General features: G+C 34.8%; 16 protein-coding genes, 2 pseudogenes and 1 riboswitch. Of the genes and pseudogenes, 8 read left to right on the top strand and 10 right to left on the bottom strand.

From position 1 onward, the window contains the following. Positions 1-167 precede the first annotated feature (167 nt). Both BLV40_RS09385 and BLV40_RS09380 read left to right on the top strand, forming a co-directional pair. A complete protein-coding gene (locus tag BLV40_RS09385; protein WP_090689250.1) occupies positions 168-752 on the top strand; it encodes a hypothetical protein in 585 nt (194 codons plus the stop codon). Between the two features lie 270 nt (positions 753-1022). Next, positions 1023-1145: riboswitch (glycine riboswitch) on the top strand. A 106-nt stretch (positions 1146-1251) separates the two neighbouring features. Beyond that, on the top strand, positions 1252-2619 hold the full coding sequence (locus BLV40_RS09380) for an alanine/glycine:cation symporter family protein (protein ID WP_090689249.1): 1368 nt from the start codon (positions 1252-1254) through the stop codon (positions 2617-2619). A 90-nt stretch (positions 2620-2709) separates the two neighbouring features. On the opposite strand, the gene BLV40_RS09375 is transcribed toward BLV40_RS09380, so the two are convergent. Beyond that, positions 2710-3639 carry an MBL fold metallo-hydrolase gene (locus BLV40_RS09375; protein ID WP_090689247.1) on the bottom strand — a complete coding sequence of 310 codons (930 nt, stop codon included), beginning with the start codon at positions 3637-3639 and terminating at the stop codon, positions 2710-2712. Positions 3640-3679: 40 nt separating this feature from the next. Further along, positions 3680-4444, bottom strand: coding sequence for a DUF3891 family protein (locus BLV40_RS09370; RefSeq protein WP_090689244.1), 765 nt, complete (start codon positions 4442-4444; stop codon positions 3680-3682). A gap of 237 nt (positions 4445-4681) precedes the next feature. Here BLV40_RS09370 and BLV40_RS09365 point away from each other — a divergent pair, with 237 nt between their 5' ends. Continuing rightward, positions 4682-4954 carry an HU family DNA-binding protein gene (locus BLV40_RS09365; protein WP_026590786.1) on the top strand — a complete coding sequence of 91 codons (273 nt, stop codon included), beginning with the start codon at positions 4682-4684 and terminating at the stop codon, positions 4952-4954. A gap of 196 nt (positions 4955-5150) precedes the next feature. Here BLV40_RS09365 and BLV40_RS27945 read toward each other — a convergent pair. After that, positions 5151-5365, bottom strand: a pseudogene (locus tag BLV40_RS27945) (hypothetical protein); the annotation flags it as partial. Between BLV40_RS27945 and BLV40_RS29740 the strand changes: the two are divergent. From BLV40_RS29740 to BLV40_RS09350, 3 genes and pseudogenes are all read left to right on the top strand, one after another. After that, positions 5330-5722 (top strand): polymorphic toxin type 28 domain-containing protein, encoded by a 393-nt coding sequence (locus BLV40_RS29740; protein WP_211482112.1) that lies wholly within the window; start codon positions 5330-5332, stop codon positions 5720-5722. The pseudogene BLV40_RS27945 and the gene BLV40_RS29740 overlap by 36 nt on opposite strands. Before the next feature lie 120 nt (positions 5723-5842). Beyond that, entirely contained in the window at positions 5843-6259 is a 417-nt protein-coding gene (locus BLV40_RS09355; RefSeq protein ID WP_090689241.1) for a contact-dependent growth inhibition system immunity protein, read from the top strand. A gap of 42 nt (positions 6260-6301) precedes the next feature. Then, positions 6302-6613 (top strand): annotated as a pseudogene (locus BLV40_RS09350) (tyrosine-type recombinase/integrase); the annotation flags it as partial. A 59-nt stretch (positions 6614-6672) separates the two neighbouring features. Here the strand turns inward: BLV40_RS09350 and BLV40_RS09345 are convergent. The 4 genes from BLV40_RS09345 to BLV40_RS09330 all read right to left on the bottom strand — a co-directional run bounded on the left by BLV40_RS09345 (position 6673) and on the right by BLV40_RS09330 (position 11615). Further along, positions 6673-9762, bottom strand: coding sequence for an AAA family ATPase (locus BLV40_RS09345; RefSeq protein ID WP_090689238.1), 3090 nt, complete (start codon positions 9760-9762; stop codon positions 6673-6675). Further along, a complete protein-coding gene (locus BLV40_RS09340; RefSeq protein ID WP_026590784.1) occupies positions 9759-10916 on the bottom strand; it encodes an exonuclease SbcCD subunit D in 1158 nt (385 codons plus the stop codon). The genes BLV40_RS09345 and BLV40_RS09340 overlap by 4 nt, the downstream gene beginning before the upstream one ends. Before the next feature lie 21 nt (positions 10917-10937). Continuing rightward, complete coding sequence (locus BLV40_RS09335; RefSeq protein WP_090689235.1) at positions 10938-11177, bottom strand: DUF2584 family protein; 240 nt, start codon at positions 11175-11177, stop codon at positions 10938-10940. 180 nt (positions 11178-11357) lie between these two features. Beyond that, positions 11358-11615 (bottom strand): hypothetical protein, encoded by a 258-nt coding sequence (locus BLV40_RS09330; RefSeq protein WP_026590782.1) that lies wholly within the window; start codon positions 11613-11615, stop codon positions 11358-11360. Between the two features lie 446 nt (positions 11616-12061). On the opposite strand from BLV40_RS09330, the gene BLV40_RS09325 reads away from it, so the two are divergent. Both BLV40_RS09325 and BLV40_RS09320 read left to right on the top strand, forming a co-directional pair. Beyond that, the gene (locus tag BLV40_RS09325) at positions 12062-13114 is read left to right on the top strand and encodes an enoyl-CoA hydratase/isomerase family protein (protein WP_090689232.1); all 1053 of its coding nucleotides are present in this window, start codon (positions 12062-12064) and stop codon (positions 13112-13114) included. Between the two features lie 200 nt (positions 13115-13314). Further along, positions 13315-13947, top strand: a complete 633-nt coding sequence (locus tag BLV40_RS09320; RefSeq protein WP_026590780.1) for a LysE family translocator — start codon at positions 13315-13317, stop codon at positions 13945-13947. An 80-nt stretch (positions 13948-14027) separates the two neighbouring features. On the opposite strand, the gene BLV40_RS09315 is transcribed toward BLV40_RS09320, so the two are convergent. Genes BLV40_RS09315 through BLV40_RS09305 form a run of 3 tightly spaced genes read right to left on the bottom strand, consistent with a single transcriptional unit; the run spans position 14028 to position 18149 of the window. Continuing rightward, complete coding sequence (locus tag BLV40_RS09315; protein ID WP_090689229.1) at positions 14028-15488, bottom strand: CoA-acylating methylmalonate-semialdehyde dehydrogenase; 1461 nt, start codon at positions 15486-15488, stop codon at positions 14028-14030. Positions 15489-15532: 44 nt separating this feature from the next. After that, the gene (locus BLV40_RS09310; RefSeq protein ID WP_090689226.1) at positions 15533-16423 is read right to left on the bottom strand and encodes an NAD(P)-dependent oxidoreductase; all 891 of its coding nucleotides are present in this window, start codon (positions 16421-16423) and stop codon (positions 15533-15535) included. A gap of 16 nt (positions 16424-16439) precedes the next feature. Beyond that, positions 16440-18149 (bottom strand): acyl-CoA dehydrogenase family protein, encoded by a 1710-nt coding sequence (locus tag BLV40_RS09305; RefSeq protein WP_090689223.1) that lies wholly within the window; start codon positions 18147-18149, stop codon positions 16440-16442. Between the last annotated feature and the right edge of the window lie 110 nt (positions 18150-18259).

Here is an 18259-nt window from a genome sequence, read left to right as displayed (position 1 = left end):
TATTAAAAGTAATATCATTTAATATTTTATTCTTACTGTATAATCCCATTATTATTTATTTCTCCAGTCCCTTCCTTTTTTCGACAAAATACAACAACTTCTACCTATGTAACTTGTTATTATAGATTAATACAGCTTATGTTTTTCATATTAGGAGGAAATACCAAATGAAAAAATCGTTCTATAAAAAATGGTGCCTTTGTCTTTTTAGCACACTGATAATTGCCAGCATTGGGGTCATTATTTTTTTGAACTACACAAAGGAGAAAAAAATTCAAACTGTTAAAGAACCTGTCGATAAAAAAATCTATCAACAAGAATTAAAATCCCCAATTGATTTACTTACTACAAACTATGATAATATCGTGGAGCAAGATTGGTTACCGACATGGACTGAACTAAATTCAAATCCAGGTAACATAAATACAACTGATTTACTAGATAAAATGAATAGTATAGCAAACCAGTTCAACGAGATCTCTAAAAAAACGGAGATCTTTAAAGCTGAAGAGAAAATAAAAGATCCTGCAATAAAGCAGAAAATAGAGCATTTTAAAACTGCGTTTACAGCAGCTTCAAATTGTATGGAAAATGCTGCATTATCTGTTACGCAAGGCTTAAACAATGAGAAACCTTTAAAAGATAGTCTAGAAAATGCTACGCAATCTTTAGGTCTTGCTGATCAAAATATTGTCATAGCTTTATCTACATTAGCTGAAGTAGAAGGTAAATTAGGGATAACAAAAAAATAAATTAACTACACCATTCCCTTCCATTTTGAGAAATAAAATTTTTGTTTAAAATTATTTTCCAATAAAAAATGATTGCAATTCATTTATACGGAACCTATAATGTTGTTTATTGATTATGTAAAAATCATTTCATATCAATATGTTTAAGCTTCTAATCACATAATTCGGATGAACCATTCAGGAGAAGATCAATTGATCTACCGACGGGGCAAAAAGTTGATGACTCAGCTTTGAAACTCTCAGGTCTTGGTTACAAGTAGAACTGCATGGGGACGAATCTCTGGAGAGACTCCCTCTCGCCTATCATATAGTGCGGAGGAAACAGAGCACCGAAGGAGCAAATCCGCTTGTATTAGCGGATAATCTCTCAGGTAAAAGGACAGAGACAAGAGAAAGAAAACGCCGATTTGCATCGGTTTATTTTTCTATTCCTTGTTTCTCCAGAGACCATTTCATTTATGTGAAGTGGTTTTTTATTTTTTCTAAAAGGAGAATAAAGATGGAGACAGTAAGTAAAGTATTAGAACAAATCAATCACTACGTATGGGGATTACCGACCTTATTCCTCCTAGTCGGAACTGGAATCATTCTCACAGTGCGTCTAAAAGGGTTACAGTTTAGCAAACTATTATACGCTCACAAACTAGCATTTCGAAAATCAGAAGATACATCTTCTTCCGGAGATATTAGTCATTTCCAAGCGCTCATGACAGCGATGGCCGCTACCATCGGAATGGGAAATATAGCTGGGGTCGCAACTGCTGTTACAATTGGTGGACCTGGGGCAATATTTTGGATGTGGATTACTGCATTGTTCGGTATGGCCACGAAATATGCAGAAGCGATCCTCGCGGTAAAATATCGTGTAAATAATGAAAACGGTGAATATTCCGGCGGTCCGATGTATTACTTAGAACGTGGGTTAGGGAAAAAATGGCTAGCTATTTTATTTGCTATTTTCGGAACAACCGCTTCTTTTGGAATCGGAAATATGGTCCAATCGAATTCTGTTGCAGAAGCTATGAGAATAAACTTTTCATTCCCTCCTGCTTTAACTGGTATATTAATGGCTTTCTTAATTGCGATTGTTATTTTAGGTGGCGTGAAAAAAATCGGGAAAGTCACTGGATTTTTCGTTCCACTTAAAGCTTTCTTTTATGTCATTTCAGGTCTTATAATCGTTTTTTATCACTTTGATCAAGTTCCAGAAGCATTTTCACTTATTTTTTCTGGTGCATTTCAAGGCACTGCAGCTGCTGGTGGTTTTATCGGGGCTACGGTTGCTTCCGCTATTCAAATCGGGATGGCACGCGGAGTGTTTGCCAATGAAGCAGGTTTAGGAAGTGCGCCAATTGCTGCAGCTGCTGCAAAAACAGATTCACCTGCTAAACAAGCGCTTGTGTCAATGACAGGAACTTTTCTTGATACATTTATTGTTTGCACAATTACTGGTTTAGTATTAATTACAACGGGTGCCTGGAAATCCGGAAAAACTGGTGTTGAAGCGACAACACTTGCTTTCCAATCTGTATTTGGCAATGCTGGTAGCATGATTCTTGGTATTGCAATCATTTTATTCGCCTACTCCACTATTTTAGGATGGTCTTATTATGGTGAAAAATGTGTAGCCTATTTATTCGGACAAGGTGCTGTACAATACTATAAAGTCATCTTCATTGTAATGATTGCAATTGGTGCCAACTTAAAACTCGGAATCGTGTGGACATTCGCTGATATTGCAAATGGACTTATGGCTATTCCAAACTTAGTTGGCCTAATTGGATTAAGTGGTGTTGTGGTAGCAGAAACAAATCGATTTTTACAAGCCGAAAAGCTCAAAGCATCAAATGAAAAAATTGTAAGTTAATAAAACTTAGAAACAAAGGGTACCCCATATAAAAATGGAGTACCCTTTACTTATATCACTCTTATATAATTTCTTATACAGTACTATTTTTCACATAATTGGTGATGTCATTAATTTTTTCAAATACTTTAAGTTTGATGTAAAAACCTCAGGCGCATACCAATTTATATAAGCACTCGGACATTTGACCTCATCAATATTTGTATTCTCGCTGACTAATAACGTTAATTCTTCAATATACTCTATTACTTTTCTCAAGTCTGGTTTTACACCCACAGGGCCATGTCCTGGTACTACCTTATTAATTTCAAATTCCTCAACCAATTTTAACATACGCTTCCATTCTTGAAGATTAGATTCTTCAAAAAAGGTAGGATGTGACTTCACAAATAATAAATCTCCCATAAAACAAATTTTTTCTTTAGGTAAGTAAAGAATCGTATCACAAACGGAATGCCCTCCGCCTAACGTAATCAATTTTGCAGTTCTTTTCGAACCGTGTATAGTAAATTCATTTTGGAAAGAACATTGGGGTAATACAAGTTGTAGTGTAGGTAATGAAATGGCTAACTGATTTAAGAATGAAATCTGTTTTCGTAAGCCTACATCATTTGTTTGAGTGAATTGATCTTGTAGGGATTGTAAATATATATGTAAACCTTCTATGTCTTGTTTCTGTTTATCAATTCTGGAAGGATGAATTTTTGCCATTTGCTCGTATGTTGTATGACTAGATATGATAGTACAATTTTCAAAAACCTGATTCCCACGAATATGGTCTCCGTGCCAATGACTATTAATAACCCATGATATAGGTTGGCCAGTTATTTCTTCTGCTATCTTTTTTAAATCCGCTGCAGCTTGTTGTGTATTAAATGTATCAAAAATAATAGCTTGATCCCCCATATCAATAAAACCAGCATTTGCTAAGGAACCTCCTCCTTCTTTTGCGATTGCCGCGTAAATACCATCTTCTAATTTCTCAACCATAAAATGCTCGCTACTGCATTCATTGTACATTTCTTTCCCCTCTTTTCCTTATTTTTATATAACTACATGCTTATCTCACAAAATATAATTCTAGTTTCTTAGGTTTTGCTTCTTTATCCGCTTTAACAATACCAATTTCCTTTATTATATTTTTTTGTATAGATTTATATCTTACATGTGCCTTAAATTCTGATTCAAAAGGAAACGGCGTAATTCGAATCTTTTTTTTATCTATCCATTCAGCTGTTAACGGTTTATTTGTAATAGTGTTAAAAATTTCAGTGCCTTCAAATCCTTCTTTAAATAAATCAATTTCTTCTTTTTTCGTTACACCAGGTTCATTCATACAAGCATATAAAGATAACTCATCACAAAACTTCAAAAGTTTATAATGCTTATCAAACATAGCATGTTGTTTTTTTGTTAGCGTTTTCAAAAATTTCTTTTGACGATCCAATTCCTGTTTATAAAACTCTATCATTTCCTGATCGTCTTGGTTAAGAGGGAATGATATAAAATGCTTACTACATAGTATAGCACCGTACGGATTTGTATTTTCAATCTCATTTAGCCCTAATGTATAAAAAACAAACCTTAGCGAACTCGGACAATCCATAAACGTATAAGGTGTATTTTTAGCATCATTCCAAAATGGTGTTTTATCTAAGCCGATCCACCCTCTATCATGTTCATAAATCGCATTAATACACTCTTTTAAATATGTCTTATCTTCAAATGCATCTTTTCTAAAATTTCTTGCAAATTCTCCCGCCAAAAATCCATGTTCATGCTGCCGAATTAATATGATTTCGTCTAACTTTGTACGAATAATCATAATTGAATTCCCCCTCTCTTCTATTTTATATATCTGATTTATTATAATCTATATGAATTCGCCTATTTTAAGGAACAATTAATATAAATTCACTCATATCTTGCAGGGATTCTGCCTCTTTCACCGAAATTAAGATAACAGTGTAATCCAAGCAACTTTTACTTTTCACAAACCTTTCTACATTCTTTTACTCATCATCGAAATAGACCTAGACAAAAAATAATATGGGGTGAAAAAATGAACAAAACTGAATTAATTAAAAATGTAGCTCAAACTGCCGATATTTCACAAAAGGAAGCTTCAGTAGCTGTTCAATCTGTATTTGATACAATTACGAATGCTTTACAAACTGGTGACAAAGTACAACTTATTGGTTTTGGAACATTTGAGGTACGCGAGAGAGCTGCACGTACAGGTCGCAATCCTCAAACGGGTGAAGAAATCCAAATCGCAGCTGGAAAAGTACCGGCATTTAAAGCAGGGAAAGAATTAAAGGAAGCTGTAAAATGAAACAATAATAGACCAGTCCTTTAATAGGCTGGTCTATTATTATCTTTTAATCGGTAAATTTCTCCTCAAAAAACCTAAACACTAAACATCCCTAATTTGAAATGAATCTTTTATACTCTATTTTTATTTCTAGTCTATAAAGATTCCTCCATACTTGTACGTACGAAATAACACCGATAAATCGTCCTGATTTTTATAAATCAATCAATGCATCGCCTGCTTTTGTTAATGACTCTTCATCTAGTGAGCCAGACCCTTCATCGATGAACATTGTTTCAATAGAAATACCACCTTCATAAGATTGGATGACATCTGCCATACCAAATGCTAGACAAAGTGATGCGTTAAACCAGACAATGTTTTTACGTCACGTGTTTGGCCAGTGTATGCATCGTATACGGAAACCGCTATACAAAAGGCTTTGAATACGATGCGTCTTTATTTAATCGTAATCATAATGAGTTTGTTTTTGAATGTGCGGGCTCAGGAAGACCTTCGATAAAAGACTTTCTTTGGAGGGCAGATAATGGAGAAGGTACGGGAGGCAATACAGTTGATGATGCAGCTTCTAGTTTAACTAGAGCACAAAAGAAAAATCTAAAAACTTTGGATAATATTGTTAATGACCATTTAACTAAAATGGATTTCAGTGGCACTTTGAGAGATTTACAAGGAAATCCTGTTCCTAAACCAAGTGGTGGCTATTGGAATCATTTTCAAGAAATAACTGATTCATATAAGACTGAAAAAGATTCAAAGAGCTCTTGAAAATTCATTAAAAAATCCTAGCTTATCACCTGATACAAGGGAGAGATTAAAGCAAGGATTGAAGAAAGCAAACAAAAATAAAATTGAAGAATTATTCAAACCATATGGAGGTATCGAATAGTGGATGTTAAAAAGTCATTGTTAAAAGAAATATATAATATAGAGGCTTCTTTTGAAGTCAATTCAAAATTTGATAACTGGTATAAAAAGCTTTTAAATAAAACGATTCAAGAATTATCATTAGATGATGTTTACACAATGTTAAGACAAAATATTTTATTAAAATTAGCTATAGAACAAGCTTGTATTTTTATAAGAGAAGACCCATCAGCTGGCGTTATTTATGATGGTCAGTTACTAGAAATATTATCAGAGTTAGCGCCAGAAGCAATTAATGATAAAAGAAATTGTTTAGAATCACTTTTACCGTATACCCAATTAGAAATTAGTAAACATACATGTGATGATGAGTTTGAAAAAGAAGAATATCAAAATATTATAGAAAAGTTTAATAAGAGTTTAACAGAGTTAGGATAAAAAACTCACCGTAATTTCGTCGAATATGAAAAAGAAAAAGCCGGTGATAAATACACCGACTTAGACTTAGTACTTACTTCGAAATATGGGAAACCGTTAGATTCTCGTAGCATACGGAGATTGTTCTACAATGTAACTGAAAAACTTGAGCTACCTAGAATACGACTTCATGATTTACGACATACTCACGCTACGTTGTTGATACAACAAAACGTTAATGTAAAATTAATTTCAGAACGACTAGGTCACGCTGATATAGGTACGACATTAAATACGTACAGTCACGTACTTCCTGATATGCAACGTTCTGTAGCTGAAAAGCTCGACGAAGTATTCGAAAAGTGTGACCGCTAGTGTGACTTGGGACTAAAATAACGTTAAAAATGCTGGGTAAATTAGAAGGGTTCAAGGTATTACTTCACCACAAACCTAGTCTGACTACAACCATCCTTCTGTTTTGTTACTTCAAGTACTGCCGGCATTGCATTCTTCAACTCTTGTACGTGCGAAATAACACCGATAAATCGTCCTGATTTTTGTAAATCAATCAATGCATCGACTGCTTTTGTTAATGACTCTTCATCTAGTGAGCCAAACCCTTCATCGATGAACATTGTTTCAATAGAAATGCCGCCTTCATAAGATTGAATGACATCTGCCATACCAAGTGCTAGACAAAGTGATGCGTTAAATTTCTCTCCACCAGACAATGTTTTTACGTCACGTGTTTGGCCAGTGTATGCATCGTATACATCTAATCCTAGTCCACTTTGACGATTTCTTTTTTCAACTCGTTCACTCCGTTTTAAATAGAATTGTCCATTTGATAGTTTACGAAGTCTTTCGTTAGCAATTTGAACAATTTGTTCTAGATACTCAATTAAAATGTAACGTTCAAAAGAAATACGGCTTTCATTATCCCCTTTCATAACCTCATATAAATCAACAAGCTCTTGAAAAGCTTTTTCCTCTTCATGAATTTGTTCGTCGATTCGTTTAATGTTTTCATATAGATCAGAAATATATGCAACTGCACTTTGAGTACGTTGGCGTTTTTCTTTTGTAATATCGAGCTGAATTTCTAGTTCCTTCATTTGCTCTTCTAGAACTGTAATATCCACCCATTCTTTTCCCTCTAATTCATTTGCTAATTCTTCAATTTGTTTTGCTAATACTTCAAGTGATGAATAGTATTTTTGAATTCGATCTTGCAGATGTTTCATTTCTACATCTGTTAATTTCGCTGCTTTATAACCTTGTTGATCGATAAATTCACCTTTTTCAAGCTCTTTCGTAAATCGTACAAAAGTCTCTTCTCTCTTCTCTTTTGCACTGTTCACTTGTTTTACAACCCCATCATGCTCAGCTTGCACACGTATATTTTCATTTTGCCAATGTTGATACGCTTCTTGAACTTTTTTCCATTCCTCTTCCATAAAACGGAGTGTGCTTGCAGCTTGATCAAATTGCTGCTTCCACGCTTCTAATGTTTGTAAGTACTCAGGAATTTTCTGCTGATCATGTTCATAGAACGTACGAAGTTGCATACACTCCATCTCAGTACCGTGCTGCATCACTTCAACTTCACGCTTTTGTTTCTGTAATTCTTCTAATTTTTCTTCAAACTTTTTCAGACTTTGTGCTAGTTGTTTGCGCTTTTCTTCACTTTCTTTTAATGAGTTTACATCAGCTGCTAGTTGTTTTCCTTGTTGCACCAATGCACGATAGGTTTCAACTAATTCTTCTGAGCGATATCCACGCTTCGCGACTTCTTCTATCACTTGTTCATATTGTAGGCGATAGAAATTCCATTTTTCTTCTAATTGAATGTGCAATTTTTCGGCAGCATTCTTATTTTCTCGCAGCTCATTTAACTGTTTTTCATCAATGGAATCTCCTTGCTCTGTAGCTTTCTTTGGGTGAGCCGTGCTACCACATACTGGGCAAGATTCTCCTTCATAAAGATGAAGTGCTAATACCCCAGCTTGTTCGTTTAACCAGCGACTTTCCATATCTTCATAGGCTTTAACTGCTAATTCCAGCCTTTGATAGGCAGTATCTTTTTCTTGTTCATATTTTTGTTTTTCTTGCCAAACGTCATATGCTTGCTTTAAGACTTTTGCATCTTCTCGCATATTTGTTAGTTCTTCCACTTTTTCTACATACTGCTCAAGTGCTACTTCTAACTGTTGCAGTTCTCCAGCTATTTGCTGTTTTTGAGAATTTTGCTCTTCTAGTTGCTTCTCAAACTTATAAAGACCAGCTTTCAATTTCTCACTCTGAAGTTCTGCCTTTTGTAATTTTGATTTTTTCTCTGCTAATGAAGCAATGATTGGCTGTAATTCTTCCAATCTTTGTACGTTCTTCTTACCTTCTTCACGTGCAGATTCCTTTCCTTTTAACTCTTCATATTTTGCATGAGCCAGTTCAAACGCCTTAACTGTTTGTTCTTTCTTTACAGATATTTGTTTCAGCAATCGTTCCGTATTTTGTTCGGTTTGCATCGCTTCTTCATACCATTGTTCAAATGGTAATAATCGTTTTGCTTGTTCTGCACGTTTAAATCGTTGCTCCTCTATTTCTATTTGCGCACGATTTTCTTGTAAGTTTGTTTGTTGTTCTTGTTTCATCTGTAAATCTTTTAATTTTTCGTTAACAGATTTCGCTGCATGAAAACGATCTTCTACAACTTTTAATTGTTGCGTTTGTGCTACTTGTTGCATTTGTAATTGTTCAACTTCCGCTTCATAACAACTTGTTTCTTGTTCAAGCGCTTCAACTACTTGGTGCGTATTGACATGTTCTTGCTGCACTAGTGTCTCTAATACCGAACCGTCTCGAACTGGTAACTTAAAAACATTTCGGAAGTATAGTTCTCTTTCTTTTTGTTTTTCTTGCAAAATGTCCTTCCACTGTTTCCGCTTTTGATCTAATAGTTCACGCATTAATTTATAACGATCTGTCTTAAAAATACGGCGTAATATCTCTTCTTTATTTTCCGTTTCAGATGTTAATAGTTTTCGGAACTCCCCTTGCGGAAGCATGACAATTTGACTAAATTGATGTTTGCTTAGTCCGATTAGCTCCTCGACCTTTTTGTTCACGTCTGTTACATGAAAACGGTCTACACATGGAGCCTTCTCATCATCTATTACTTCAAATAATTCAACAGCATGCCCAGTAATTGTTTTATTCCCTTGTTTTTTATGACCAAGCTGCCTTTTAATTTCATATCGTTTACCTTTCAATTGAAAGGTTAATTCTACACTCGTATATACATTGTCATCAGCAAATTGGCTGCGAAGCATACTTGTATCACTGCGTTCTTCTCCGCTCGCTTCTCCATATAACACATAACAAATCGCATCAAATATCGTCGTTTTTCCCGCACCCGTATTTCCTGAAATGGCAAAAATACGATGATCACCAAGATCACTAAAATCGATAACTTCTCGCTGTTTATATGGACCAAACGCTGTCATAATAAGCTGAAGTGGTCTCATCCTCGTTCACCTTCCCGTTCCTGCACTGTTTGTAATACTTCTAAGAAAAGACGCTCTTTCTCTTCTGATAAATTTGAGCCCTTCATTTCTTTATAAAAGGCTTTTAAAAGAGATAAATCATCTGTTTTATGTCTAGATACGGTCATTTCATTTGATTCTGTAAGTTCCCGCCTTTGTATAGAACGTTCAACATGCATTGCATTTGGATATACAGAACGAATTTTCTCCATCGGTTGCAATACAGGATTTTCATCTAATAGTTTAACGAAAACATAATCTTCGCTGGTCGGATGTTTTAATAAATCATCTATTTTCGCTTCTACTGTTCGCATTTGGCGACGAGGGGTAAATAAGCGTTTCTCTATTGTTGTTTGTCCTGTTTCATCTAATTCAACAATGTAATATCCTTTCTTATGACGCTCTTCAGAAATGGAATATGCAAGGGGTGAACCTGAATAGCGAATTGTTTCATTACGGACAAAATGCGCTTGATGTAAATGACCAAGCGCCGTGTAATGAAACTTGTCAAAATAGTGGCTATTTACGTATTCAGCACCACCAATAGAAAGCGGCCGCTCTGCATCACTCGTGTTGTCTTCTGCTTCACCTGAAGAAGTAACAAATGCATGTCCTACAAATACGTGTCTTGCTTCTTGATCCATTGTTTCCGAAAGTTCATTCATAAAAATACGCATCGCATCATCATGTGAACGAATATCTTCATTTTTCATAACGTGTCTTACAATACTTGGATCAGCATACGGAACTAAATGAAAATGTACCTCTCCATACGCATCCTTTAAAACAACTGGTTCATAAGGGAATCGGAATTGTCCCACAATATGCAATCCTTGTTTCTTCATTAAACTACTGCCAAAATGGATACGATCTGGACTATCATGATTCCCTGCTACTGCAATTACTGGCGTTTGTAAATCAATCACTATTTTTTGTAATACATCATTTAATAAGTCTACTGCTTCTGTCGGAGGAATTGCTCGGTCGTATAAATCACCTGCAATAATTACGGCATCTGGTTTTTCTTCTTCCACAGCTTGAACGAACTGCTCTAAAACAATTTGTTGATCTTCGGTCATATATACACCGTGAACAAGTTTTCCTAAATGCCAATCCGCTGTATGAAATAACTTCATCTTTCCCTTCCTTTCTCTCTTTTAATTTACTGATTGTAATGAAACAAGTTGATAGTTCAGTGTTGTCTTTTCATTTTCCCACTCTATCTTTTGAACAATTGCACTACCGATTTTTTCTTGATCAGATTTATATAAAGGTAACATTTCATCCAAAGCAAATAAATGATAACCATCTAAAGTTAATTGAAATATATTTTCTTCTATATGTAATCTCATTTCTTTTTCATTTGAAATAATCTTTGTATGCAGCTCAAATTTCATATAAGTACAGCCCCTTTTCTTGTTCTCTATACTTTAATAGTATAGCGGCTATTCACGATTGACAAGTGAATACATGATGTAGAATTTATTTTGCTTTTTTAATGTTTTATGTATTTCTCACTATAATACAGTATGTGAAATTATTTTTTTACAAAAATAAAAATGCCCTTTCAGGCATTCTTATTTTTGTAAATAATCTTTCATTATATAGTACAATATAGTGATTAATATAATCGCTATAAAAAATGAAAATAAGGCCACGATATACCCATCTCTATTTAACACAAAACAGAGTGAAATAGAGATTATAAAAACGGGAAATACGAGACGTACTTTATCTTTAATTTCTTCTGTCGTATCTGTGCGATGAAAATACTGTGTAATTCCTAACATGAGAGAAGACAAAATAATAACCGATACTAGTAAAGGCCCTGGCATTCCGATCTCCCCTTTCCCTACTCCCTATTATATACAAACTCCCTCTTTGTTAAAAGTAAGACCATTCGCTGAATACAACAAAAGGAAGTTGCTATCCCCAATTACTTATGTTCATTTAAATTAAACATGGTAAATATAATATTCCCTTCATTATCAAGTTGCAAACAATATCATTTACATTGGAAACAACTGATGTTGTACTATTCATTTTCGTATGTTGAAATCCTGCAAATATAACTCGTCAAAATATGCACCATTCTAAAAGTATCTAGTTCACTGTCTTAATGCCCATTTGTTTAGACAGTTAGACACTTTATCGCTACTACTTCTTCTTAATTAAAGATACCAAAATTGGCACACTACTTGCATTTTAGATAAATTATAAAGGACATTTTAGCTTGTATCGAGAAATAAGAATGAGAAGATATATAAGAGGAGGATTCGAAATGACCGAAAATGTTTTATTTTCTATTAGTGAAAACGGTGTTGCAACGATTACTTTAAACCGTCCAAAAGCACTTAACTCTATATCTTATGACATGTTAAAACCAATTGGACAAAAGCTCAAAGAATGGGAGAAAAATGACCACATTGCCATTATCGTCTTAAAAGGGGCTGGTACAAAAGGGTTTTGTGCTGGCGGCGATATTAAAACATTATATGAAGCACGTTCAAATGAAGTTGCATTACAACATGCCGAACAGTTCTTTGAAGAAGAATATGAAATAGATACTTATATATATCATTACCCAAAACCAATTGTCGCTTGTTTAGATGGAATTGTAATGGGCGGTGGTGTCGGCCTTACGAATGGTGCTACACATAGAATTGTGACAGAACGTACAAAATGGGCAATGCCTGAGATGAATATTGGTTTCTTCCCAGATGTTGGAGCTGCTTACTTCTTAAATAAAGCACCTGGACAAACTGGTCGTTATGTCGCGTTAACAGCATCTGTTTTAAAAGCTGCTGATGTATTATATATAAATGCTGCTGATTATTATATGACATCTGATTCATTACCTGCTCTCCTTACAGAACTTGAAAATGTTAACTGGAACCAGCAAGATGTACATACTACTTTAAAAGAAATCATTCATAAATTTGCAACCACCCCTAATATAGAAAGTGAACTGGCTTCTTTATTAGAAGGAATTAATACACATTTTTCATTCCAAACAATTGAAGAAATCGTCCATTCATTAGAAAATGCTAGCAATACCTTTACTTTAAAAACGAAAGAAACATTACTATCAAAATCTCCATTTTCATTAAAAGTAACATTAAAACAACTTATTGATGGCAAGGGAAAATCGGTAGAAGAATGCTTTGCGACAGACCTCGTGCTCGCTAAAAATTTCATGAGACACGAAGATTTCTTTGAAGGAGTACGCTCCGTCGTAGTAGACAAAGATCAAAACCCACAATATAAATATAAACAATTAAGTGATGTCTCAGATGAAGATGTAAATCGATTCTTTAATCTTCTCAATGCATAAGTAAAAGGCTAGGTGAAAACAGCTCATTTGCTGTTCCATCTAGCCTTTTACGATATTTATATTTCCCACATTTTACACCTCTTTGAATAAATTTATTAAATACGCTTTAACATAATTAATTTTTATTTAACATACAACTTTAATTGTGTTACACTTATTTTGTTTGAATTTTCAAAACATACAAACAGAAAGGTGGAGTGATGGTGGCGAACTATCTTCTTTTTATTATTATGTCAATTTGTCTTATTATTTTACCGGGGCCTGACACCGCAATGGCTACGAAAAACACCCTTACTTCAGGAAAAATGGGAGGAGTAAAAACAGTTTTCGGTACATGTATCGCTCTTTTAATTCATACGTTAGCTGCTGTAATTGGACTTTCCGCTATTATTGTTAAATCGGCTTTCTTATTTTCTATTTTTAAATATGTCGGTGCTATTTATCTCGTCTATTTAGGTATTAAAGCACTGTTATCTTTAAAAGACAAAAACAGCATAGATACGAATGAACTACCTATGAAACATGCCGATGAAAACAGTTCCTGTTTTCGCCAAGGGTTTCTAACCAATCTTTTAAATCCAAAAATCGCCGTATTCTTTTTAACTTTTTTACCGCAATTTTTAAGTCCTGACTATAATACACTCGTTCAATTTCTAATCATGGGTCTTACCTATCTTGTTTTAACCGTAATATGGTTTGCCTTTTATATCTTCTTAATTGATAAAATTAGTGTTTTTATGAAAAAACCAGCTACCCAAAGATATATCCAAGGAATTACTGGCATTGTCTTAATTGGATTTGGTATCAAGTTAGCTTTCGAAAAGAATAGTTAACAATTAAAAATACACCACTTTCTAACGAGTGGTGTATTTTTCGTACAAGTAACAATGTACATGTGTATTTTATTCAACTATTAAAACCAGCGTTCTGTCACAACTTTTTTACGTGTATAAAATTGTACACCATCTGTTCCATTTGTTCCAAGATCACCATAGAAGGACGCTTTATTTCCCGCAAATGCGAAGAATGCCATTGGAGCTGGAACATTAACATTTACGCCAATCATTCCTGCATCGATATTATCACGGAATGTTTGTGCATGTTTGCCACTTGATGTATAAATAACCGCACCATTTGCAAATTTTGATTGGTTTGTCAGTTTAATTCCTTCTTCCAAATCTTTTACTCTCACAATACTTAATACTGGAGCAAAGATTTCATCTTGCCAAATTTTCATATCTTGATTTACGCCATCAAAGATTGTCGCTCCAACAAAATATCCTTCGCCGGCTTCTTCATTAATTTTACGACCATCTACTAGTAAAGTAGCTCCATCTGCTACACCGCTATTAATATAGCCTAGTACACGCTCTTTATGAGATTCGCGAATTAATGGCCCTACATAATTCTCTTCGTGGAAACCATCACCAACTTTTAGTTTACGTGTTTCTGACACAAGAACATCAATGAATTCATCAGCAATTTCATCCACAACTGCTACAACCGAGCATGCCATGCAGCGTTCTCCACTGCTCGCGAACGCTGAACCAATCACACCTTGTACCGTTTTTTCAAGGTTGCAATCTGGCATAACAATCGCATGATTTTTCGCTCCTGCAAGTGCTTGTACTCGTTTTCCATATTTTGTTCCTGTTTCGTATACATAACGTGCAACTGGCTCTGATCCAACAAATGAAACAGCTTGAATATCTTTATTCTCTAAAATGCTATTTACAACATTTTTCCCACCCTGTACTAAGTTTAAAACCCCTTTTGGAAAGCCTGCTTCGTAGAATAATTCTACAAGTCTCTCAGCTAAAAGTGGCGTTCTTTCCGATGTTTTTAATACAAATGTATTACCACAAGCAATGGCTAATGGGAACATCCATAATGGAATCATCATCGGGAAGTTAAACGGTGTAATACCTGCAACAACTCCAATTGGATAGCGCCAAATTGAACCATCAATTCCCCCTGCAATATTCGGAAGTGCTTGACCCATCATTAAATTTGGTGTTGATGTTGCAAGTTCTACAGCTTCAATACCACGCTGCACCTCACCAGTTGCATCTTTTAATGTTTTACCATTTTCTAATGTAATAATTTTTGCAAGCTCTTCTTTGTTTTCTTGTAAAAGCTGTAAATATTTATATAGCTGTCTTGAACGATTTGGAACCGGCACTTTTGACCATGTTTCGTAAGCAACTTTTGCAGCTTCAACAGCTCGATCTACATCTTCTTTTGGTGAAAGCGGAACATACGCAATTATTTTTCCAGTTGCAGGATTCGGAACAGCTTCAACCTCTGTACCAGTAGATTCTACCCATTCACCATTAATATGATTTTTCACTCGTTTAATTTCTGTTGTAATCATTGTATTCGCTCCTTTTTATTTTTTATATTTGCTAGGATCCATTACTATTTATCACTAGAGATTAATTGCTCACTTACCTTCTGATATAAAGCAGCCATGTCTTTTTCACCATATCCCGCTTTATCAGCTTCATCATACAAATTCAGAAGCATTTCGCTTACAGGTAAGTGAAGTTCACTTTCTTTCGCTAAATCAACCGCAAATCCTAAATCTTTCTTTAGTAAATTCACAGTGAATCCTGGCTCATAGTTCTCTGGTGCAATAAAGCTTTTATAATTACGTTCATAAATTCTACTTTGTCCATAGCTAACATTTAAGATATCAAACATTTTATCTAAATCCATATTGTTTTTCTTCGCTAATGTCAAAGCTTCACTAACGCCCGCTGTGTAAAAACCGATTAGTAAGTTATTAATCAATTTTACAGTTGTGCCACTGTCAATTTGTTCACTCACATGAAAAATATTTGCTCCTAATACTTCCATCACCGATAACCCTTTTTCATATACTTCTTTTGATCCACCGACCATAAAAGTTAATGTGCGATTTTCCGCTCCAATCACTCCACCACTAACCGGCGCTGCTAAGAAATCTACTTTTTTATCATTCGCAGCATCTGCCAATCTTTTATTTAGTTGCGGTGCTACTGTACTTGTATCAACTAGCACAATATTCGAATGACTATTTTCGATTAATCCTTCTTCGCCGAAATAAACAGCTTCAACAGCTCGCGGTGATGGTAAACTTGTAAAAATCAAATCACATGTTTCTGCCAATTTTGCAATTGATAAGCCAATGATTCCTCCTTCTTTCTCAAAAGAAGCTTCAGCATCTTTATTTAAATCAACGCCATATACCGTATAATTTGATTTAACTAAATTTTTAGACATCGGAAGACCCATATTACCTAAACCAATAAAACCAATCTTTTTCATACTACTCTCCTCCTATTTAAACAATATATTTCCCACGGTTTATAATCGCTTTTGCGATTTCTCTCTTTTTCGTAAATACGTTCGTATATAGAGGCACTGACAGTTGACCAATTTCATCTAGAATAGCGTTTCTATTCTGCTCTTCTTGCACTGCTGCAGAAAGAAGAACTATTGCTGCTGATTCTACTTTGCGATACCCTTCTTCACAAAGAACATCTGTTACAAGCTGTTTTGTACGTTCTTTTTCTTCACCATTTTTACTTACCGCTTTCTTCGTACGTAAAAATGCTGATTCCATTACATATACATCTTTCAACATGTCTGCTAATACGCGTGAATATTCTTGCTCTTGTTCAATTTTTATTTCAGGAGTTTTAGATAGCGTTTTCAAAGATTGTTTCAATAATTGTTTTGATAATAAAATATAACGATGATTTCGTTCTACATTCTCAAACGTACCTTCATCTACTTGATCTCCTAGTTGCTTTGTTTGTTTCATTAGCATTTTTGCAACTGTTAAACGATTAATTTCATTCGTTCCTTCAAATATACGGCTAATTCTAGCATCACGATATAATCGTTCTACTTCATATTCTTGCATATAACCGTAACCACCGTGAATTTGTACTGCTTCATCCACAATATTCCCAAGCGTTTCTGAAGCATTTACTTTGTTGATTGCGCATTCCATTGCAAATTGAGACATTTTCTGCATAATGCTTTCATCATTCTCATGAATCGCTTCATCAATTACACCTGCTGTTCGGTAAGCCGCGCTCTCTGCACCGTATGTAGCAATAATCATATTCGCAATTTTTTCTTGGATCATCGTAAAATCAACTAATTCTGTCTGAAACTGTTTTCTTTCTTTTCCGTATTGAACAGATAGGCCAATTGCTTGCTTCGCTGTTCCAATATTTCCGAAAGCAAGTTTCAATCTAGCGAAATTGAGAATATTAAGAGCTACGTGGTGTCCCTTTCCAACTTCTCCTAATACATTTTCTACTGGAATTACAACATCCTCTAAAATGAGTGTCGCAGTTGAAGATCCTTTAATCCCCATCTTCTTTTCTTCTAGGCCAATCGAAACACCTTCACATGTTCTTTCGACAATAAATGCTGTCATTCCTTTATTTGTCTTCGCAAAAACAACATATACATCAGCCATATGAGCATTAGTAATCCACTGCTTTTCACCGTTTAATTTCCATGCCGTTCCCTCTTCATTTAAGACAGCACTTGTTTTTGCACTTAACGCATCAGATCCAGCGTTTGGCTCTGTTAGCGCATACGCTCCAACCCATTCTCCCGATGCGATTTTTGGTAAGTATTTTTCCTTTTGCTCTTTTGTTCCATAGTATATATATGGCAACGTTCCTACTCCAGCATGAATATTAAAGGAAACGCTAAAAGCCCCTGCATATCCCATCTTCTCTGCTACCAGCCCAGAAACTGCCTTTCCTAATTCGAATCCTCCATATTCTTCTGGAACTTCTATACTTAACAATCCAAGTTCGCCAGCCTTTTCAAACAATCTGCGAGAAACTTGATAATTGTGTTGCTCGATATTTTCAATTTCAGGAACAATTTCCTGTTTAACAAATTGTTCTGTTGTTTTTGCAATCAAATCTTCATCACCTGAAAAATCCTCAGGTGTAAAAAAGGAAGTATTAAGCTCCTTATTCAGCGAAAAAAATTCGTCCCATTGCAACTTTGTTTTCTCCATCTGTATCCCCCTATCATTTCGGTCTTCATTTTATTTATATGCAAAATCTATGCCAAACTAAAAACTTGATAGAACATGGGCAAAATGAAAAGAAAACGTAAAACTGTCTA

Origin of the sequence: Bacillus sp. 166amftsu (assembly GCF_900107445.1) — a bacterium.
Taxonomy (GTDB): Bacteria; Bacillota; Bacilli; order Bacillales; family Bacillaceae_G; genus Bacillus_A; species Bacillus_A arachidis.
The sequence above is the reverse complement of the archived record's forward strand: the minus strand, read 5'-3'. Positions and strand labels throughout refer to the sequence as shown.